Here is a 6068-nt window from a genome sequence, read left to right on the forward strand (position 1 = left end):
TCAATTATTTTGTTTCTCTATGAAGTGTATGTTTTTTTAATCTTGGACAATACTTCATCATTTCAATACGTTCTGGATTCGTTCTTTTATTTTTAGTAGTAATATAGTTACGATCTCCACATTCAGTACATGCTAAAGTAACATTTACGCGCATTGTAAATCCTCCCTTATCAAAATAGAATTATTACGTTTTAATATTTTACCATGAATTTCAACATTTGCCAATATTTAAAGTGGATTAAAAATTTATACTTGCTAATTGTTAAAGATATATGTTAAAGTTTAAAACGAAATAATTACGATTTAGGAGTGAAATGAAATGGCTAAGAAATCAAAAATTGCTAAAGAGAAAAAGCGCGAAGAAATGGTTGCTAAATATGCTGAGTTACGCCGTGAATTAAAACAAAAAGGTGATTACGAAGCATTGAAAAAATTACCTAGAGATGCTTCACCAACACGATTAACTAGAAGATGTAAAGTAACAGGGCGTCCGCGTGGTGTAATGAGAAAATTTGAAATGTCACGTATTGCTTTTAGAGAACATGCACATAAAGGACAAATTCCAGGCGTAAAAAAAGCAAGTTGGTAATATCAAATTTGAAAACAATCATTTTACTTTAAAATAAATAGGATTTTATGTAAGAATAATAGAATGAAAAAGAGACATTTAATTCTTATTTGAGTTATTAATATATGTCTGAATTATCTCATCCGATGATAATTCAAAAGAAGTCGTATCCGTGAACATGTAGTAGATACTTGAGAATAACTATTTGTTTATGTGTTACGACTTTTTAGAATGAACATTTTATAAACATTAAGGTGTGAAAACCATTAAAAAATTTCTTTCATTTTTATTAGTAGGTATTGTGATTGTTTTAATTTTGCCATTTGAACAGAATTCAAAATTAGATAAACTTGTATTTCCAGTATATGAAAAAATAGATCATTTAATAGACCGTGACCATTCAAACACGACATTAAAAACACCTAAAGATCAATTGTTTGCAGTGCGAAATATCCAGATGAATATGACAAAAAGTGATGTGGAACAGCAGCTTGGTAAACCGGTAGATGTCCGAGGTAGTGAGTATGGCACTGATTGGCACATTTATCATAATCAATACCATGATTTTGTCATGGTATTATACCTTGATAATAGGGTGCACGGTTTATATTCAAATCAAAATGTGATCACCTCAAAAAAAGACATCAAATATCATTCACCGAGAGATTTAGTTCAAAAAGAATTAGGTAATCCTATAGACCAAATTCAAAAAGGACGTACAATTTACCATCAGGACAATGATGAGTATGAAATTTATGATATCGATCATATTTATCATACTGTATTTTATGACAAACATGAAAGTAATCAAGTTACCGGTCTATTACAAATAAGTCATACACTAGAGAATCATTTAAATCAGCAATATGCTGCACCTTCATCATATCTTATGAAAAGTTATGAACATTTAGATTTTCAATTTGTGAATGCTGCTCGTGTACAAAAGGGATTAGCTCCGTTATCTTATTCCAGTACATTAACACAAACAGCCCGTAAACATAGTCAAGATATGGCCGAAAATGGTTATTTTGATCATATCAATTTAGCAGGGCAAAGTCCTTTTGAAAGAATGAAAAATGATGGTATAAGTTATAAAGTTGCAGCAGAGAATTTAGCTTATGGTCAAGTTAGTAGTATTTATGCTCATCATGGACTCATGAATTCTTTAGGGCACAGAAAAAATATTTTGAATAAAGAGGTTACGAGTCTAGGAGTTGGAGTCGAATTTAATGAATTACGACAACCTTATTGGACAGAGAATTATACAGGATAAAATGAGTTAAAATATAAGACGACAATAAAGAATTAGGATTCACTTTGTATATACCAGTGAATCCTAATTTAAATTGATTGTACTTTAAAAGAGAAGCGATTAGTGCATCTATATAATAAGCAAATTGTTAAAGTCGATATTTTTCGAAAGAATCTACTAGTAAATAGAGGTATATGCTGTAATAATTGCGTTAAATTTAACTTTTGCAAGAACACTCTGTCACACAATTCTAATAAATGGGAAGGATTCATATTTAGAATTCTCTAAATAATCCTATTACTTTACCAAGAACTGTGACATGTTTAAGATAAATAGGCTCTAAGGCACTATTTTCAGGTTGTAAACGGTAACGGTTTTTCTCTTTATAAAATCGTTTGACTGTTGCTTCTTCTTCCTCAGTCATTGCCACGATAATATCTCCATTTTCAGCAAATGTCTGACTACGTACTACAACTCTATCTCCGTCAAGAATACCAGCATCTATCATACTGTCTCCTACAACATTCAAAATAAAAATTTGGCCGTTATGGGTAGAAGTAAAGTGTTCTGGTAAAGGATAGTATTCTTCAATGTTTTCAACAGCTGTAATCGGTGTTCCGGCTGTTACCTTACCAATTACTGGTACGTAAATAGTATCCTCCATATTTACAGGTTCGCCCATGGAATCATTTACAATTTCAATTGCACGTGGTTTGGTTGGGTCTCTTCTGATGTAACCTTTTTCTTCAAGTCTAGATAGATGACCGTGTACAGTTGAACTAGAGGCAAGACCTACAGCTTCACCAATCTCTCTTACACTAGGTGGGTATCCTTTTGTTTGAACAATTTGCTTTATATAATTAAATATCTCATTTTGTCTTTTTGTGAGTTCTTTCATATCATTGCACTCCCTCTATAGGTTTAAAATAAGTATACCATATTATACGAACATCAACAAACATTTGTTCGTTTTGATGTTGACATAGAACGTTCGTTCTGTTAATGTGCTTATACAAACAAATGTTCTAGGAGTGTTGATGATGTTAAATATTAAGTTATCAGAAGTTTATATTCATACTATTGTCTTTTTCCTTTCTATTGCTATTCTTTTTACGTTTTTAACTATGGCAAGTCATAATGAATATACAGAACAAACGTACGAAATGACTGACCATCAATTAAGTGAGAAATATGTTAATCAACAAGTTCAGTACGAACATAGTCATTCGAATTCTCATGCCATTACAACTACTGCAGTGAGTTATTAAATCGGCGCTGATGTTTCATAATGCTAGTGAGTTGAAGTGTTTGGTTTTATTTGCTTTTTCTGTTATATTTTGGTAAGAAAAGTTGACGGAGGGAGCTAGCATGTTTAATCAAGATAAATTAACTCGCATAAATGAATTAGCGAAAAAGAAAAAAGAACAAGGTCTTACTGAAATTGAAGCAAAAGAACAGTCAAAATTGAGAAGTGAATATTTAGAAATGTTCCGTGAAAGCTTTAAGAGTCAAATCGAAAATACTAAAGTAATTGACCCTGAAGGTAATGATGTTACCCCTGAGAAATTAAAAGAGATTCAACGTCGTAATCAGAAGCGCAGTTAGTTGATTGATTATTTTTGATCTATTGGTTGTCTCAAAAGCTTTACGTTTCATAATCGGTTATAATGAAAATGTAAAGTTTTAAAGAAAGGAAGTCATAATATGTTCGATAATAAAGATATTAAAGCAATAAACACCATTCGCGGATTAAGTATTGATGCAATTGAAAAAGCCAATTCAGGACACCCTGGTTTACCAATGGGTGCAGCACCAATGGCTTATACTTTGTGGACACGTCATTTAAACTTCAATCCAAATTCACAAGAATACTTTAATAGAGACCGATTTGTTCTATCTGCAGGACATGGTTCAGCATTACTATATAGTTTGTTACATGTTTCTGGTAGTTTAGAACTTGAAGAACTTAAAAGATTTAGACAATGGGACTCTAAAACGCCAGGACACCCTGAATTCAAGCATACTAAAGGGGTTGAAATCACTACTGGTCCATTAGGCCAAGGATTTGCAATGTCTGTAGGTATGGCTATGGCTGAAAAACACTTAGCAGCTAAATTTAATAAAGATATCTCTGTAGTTGACCATTATACGTATGTTTTAGCTTCTGATGGTGACTTAATGGAAGGGATTTCACATGAGGCAGCATCATTAGCTGGACATCTTAAACTAGACAAATTAATCACGTTATATGATTCAAATAATATATCTTTAGATGGTGAAACAAGTAAAGCATTTTCTGAAGATATTAAAACAAGATTTGAAGCTTATGGTTGGAACCATATTTTAGTTAAAGATGGTAATGATTTAGAAGAAATTGATAATGCAATTTCTAAAGCAAAAGAACAACAAGGTCCTACTATTATTGAAGTTAAAACAATTATCGGTTATGGATCACCAAATAAATCAGATAGTAATGCTTCACACGGTGCACCTTTAGGTGAAGAAGAACGTAATCTTACTTTTGAAAATTATAATTTAGATAAATCTAAACACTTCCATGTTGACGACGAAGTCTATGAATTGTTTAAAAATACTATGATTAAACGTGCAGATGAAAACGAAAACGAATGGAAGTCTAAGCTTGAAGAGTATTCTCAAAAATATCCTGAGCTTGCAAAAGAATTCAAAGATGCTATTAAAGGAAAATTACCAGAAGGTTACGAAAAAGAATTACCAAAATTTGACTTAGGTCATAAAGGTGCTTCACGTGCAGACTCTGGTGAAATTATTCAAGCAATTAATAAATCTGTACCTTCATTCTTCGGAGGTTCAGCAGACTTAGCTTCATCTAACAAATCAAATGTTAAAGAAGCAGAAGATTTTTCTGCTGAAGATGGTAGCGGTAAAAATGTTTGGTTTGGTGTGCGTGAATTTGCTATGGCTGCTGCTGTAAATGGTATGGCGGCTCACGGTGGTACACATCCTTATGGCGCTACATTCTTTGTATTTAGCGACTACTTAAAACCAGCATTACGTTTAGCAGCTATTATGGGTCTACGTTCATCATTTATCTTCACTCATGACTCAATTGCGGTAGGTGAAGACGGCCCAACTCACGAACCAATTGAACAACTTGCAGGTTTAAGAGCTATTCCAAATCTGAATGTCATTCGTCCAGCAGATGGTAACGAAACTCGTGTTGCATGGAAAGTAGCACTTGAATCCAATGGTACACCAACCGCTCTTGTTTTAACACGTCAAGGACTTCCTGTATTAGACGTTACTGAAGATACAGTTGAAGAGGGTGTACGTAAAGGTGCATATGTTGTATATGAGTCTGATAAAGAAATCGAATATATTTTACTTGCTTCAGGTTCAGAAGTGAGCTTAATGGTAGATGTTGCAAAAGATTTAGAATCTGAAGGTAAAGGCGTTCGAGTTGTTTCGATGCCTAACTGGAATGCATTTGAGCAACAATCTCAAGAATATAAAGATTCAATCTTATTACCGAATGTTCAAAAACGTGTCGCTGCAGAAATGGCCGCTTCATTAGGTTGGCATAAATACGTTGGTATGAATGGCCTTGTCATTGGTATTGATCGTTTCGGTGCAAGTGCCCCTGGTGACACAGTTGTAAAAGAATACGGATTTACTAAAGAAAATATTTTAGAACAAGTTAAACAATTATAATTTTTTCGCTGATGGGCTCCATTTTCATGGGGCTCATTTTTTACACCTATATTTCATGATATCCTATCTTGAAATAAGCGTATAATTTTAGTAAAATGCTAGGGGATAAAGAAAGTGGGTGAAATCATGGCTACATGGTTAGCGATTTTATTAATAGTTGTAGCACTCATCATCGGACTTGTTGGTGGTTTCTTCTTAGCACGTAAATATATGATGGATTATTTAAAGAAAAATCCACCAATTAATGAAGAAATGTTGAGAATGATGATGATGCAAATGGGTCAGAAACCATCTCAAAAGAAAATTAATCAAATGATGACAATGATGAACAAAAACATGGATAAAAAAATGTAAGTTGTTTATTTAAAGTATTATTAAGGGATTAGAGAATTGTGATGAAATTCTGGTTCTATAATAAATCGGACTGGTGACATTTAAATTATAAATGTTGCTTGTCCGATTTTTTACTTTTTAGATGCAAAAAGACGCAATGACCTCTATTATTAAAAGTGCCTAAACCCAAATAAAGGAGATCATGCGTCCATGAATTATTTTATA

8 protein-coding genes are annotated in these 6068 nt (G+C 32.8%); 6 read left to right on the plus strand and 2 right to left on the minus strand.

Annotated elements, in window-relative coordinates:
• Window positions 1-4: 4 nt before the first annotated feature.
• Window positions 5-154 (minus strand): 50S ribosomal protein L33, encoded by a 150-nt coding sequence (gene rpmG, locus HHH54_RS06420; protein WP_198618015.1) that lies wholly within the window; start codon window positions 152-154, stop codon window positions 5-7.
• Window positions 155-319: 165 nt separating this feature from the next.
• Between rpmG and rpsN the strand changes: the two genes are divergently transcribed.
• Window positions 320-589: a 30S ribosomal protein S14 gene (gene rpsN / locus HHH54_RS06425; RefSeq protein ID WP_198618016.1), complete on the plus strand. Its 270-nt coding sequence runs from the start codon at window positions 320-322 to the stop codon at window positions 587-589.
• A 235-nt stretch (window positions 590-824) separates the two neighbouring features.
• A complete protein-coding gene (locus tag HHH54_RS06430; RefSeq protein WP_198618017.1) occupies window positions 825-1841 on the plus strand; it encodes a CAP domain-containing protein in 1017 nt (338 codons plus the stop codon).
• A 253-nt stretch (window positions 1842-2094) separates the two neighbouring features.
• On the opposite strand, the gene lexA is transcribed toward HHH54_RS06430, so the two are convergent.
• Window positions 2095-2718 (minus strand): transcriptional repressor LexA, encoded by a 624-nt coding sequence (gene lexA, locus HHH54_RS06435; protein ID WP_198618018.1) that lies wholly within the window; start codon window positions 2716-2718, stop codon window positions 2095-2097.
• 142 nt (window positions 2719-2860) lie between these two features.
• Between lexA and sosA the strand changes: the two genes are divergently transcribed.
• The 4 genes from sosA (at window position 2861) to HHH54_RS06455 (ending at window position 5864) form a co-directional block, all read left to right on the plus strand.
• On the plus strand, window positions 2861-3088 hold the full coding sequence (sosA, locus tag HHH54_RS06440) for a DNA damage-induced cell division inhibitor SosA (protein ID WP_198618019.1): 228 nt from the start codon (window positions 2861-2863) through the stop codon (window positions 3086-3088).
• Window positions 3089-3188: 100 nt separating this feature from the next.
• On the plus strand, window positions 3189-3425 hold the full coding sequence (locus HHH54_RS06445) for a DUF896 domain-containing protein (RefSeq protein WP_198618020.1): 237 nt from the start codon (window positions 3189-3191) through the stop codon (window positions 3423-3425).
• 99 nt (window positions 3426-3524) lie between these two features.
• Complete coding sequence (tkt, locus tag HHH54_RS06450; protein WP_198618021.1) at window positions 3525-5510, plus strand: transketolase; 1986 nt, start codon at window positions 3525-3527, stop codon at window positions 5508-5510.
• 126 nt (window positions 5511-5636) lie between these two features.
• Window positions 5637-5864 carry a YneF family protein gene (locus tag HHH54_RS06455; protein ID WP_198618022.1) on the plus strand — a complete coding sequence of 76 codons (228 nt, stop codon included), beginning with the start codon at window positions 5637-5639 and terminating at the stop codon, window positions 5862-5864.
• Window positions 5865-6068 lie beyond the last annotated feature (204 nt).

The organism is Staphylococcus canis (assembly GCF_016238445.1).
In the GTDB taxonomy this organism is placed as follows: domain Bacteria; phylum Bacillota; class Bacilli; order Staphylococcales; family Staphylococcaceae; genus Staphylococcus; species Staphylococcus canis.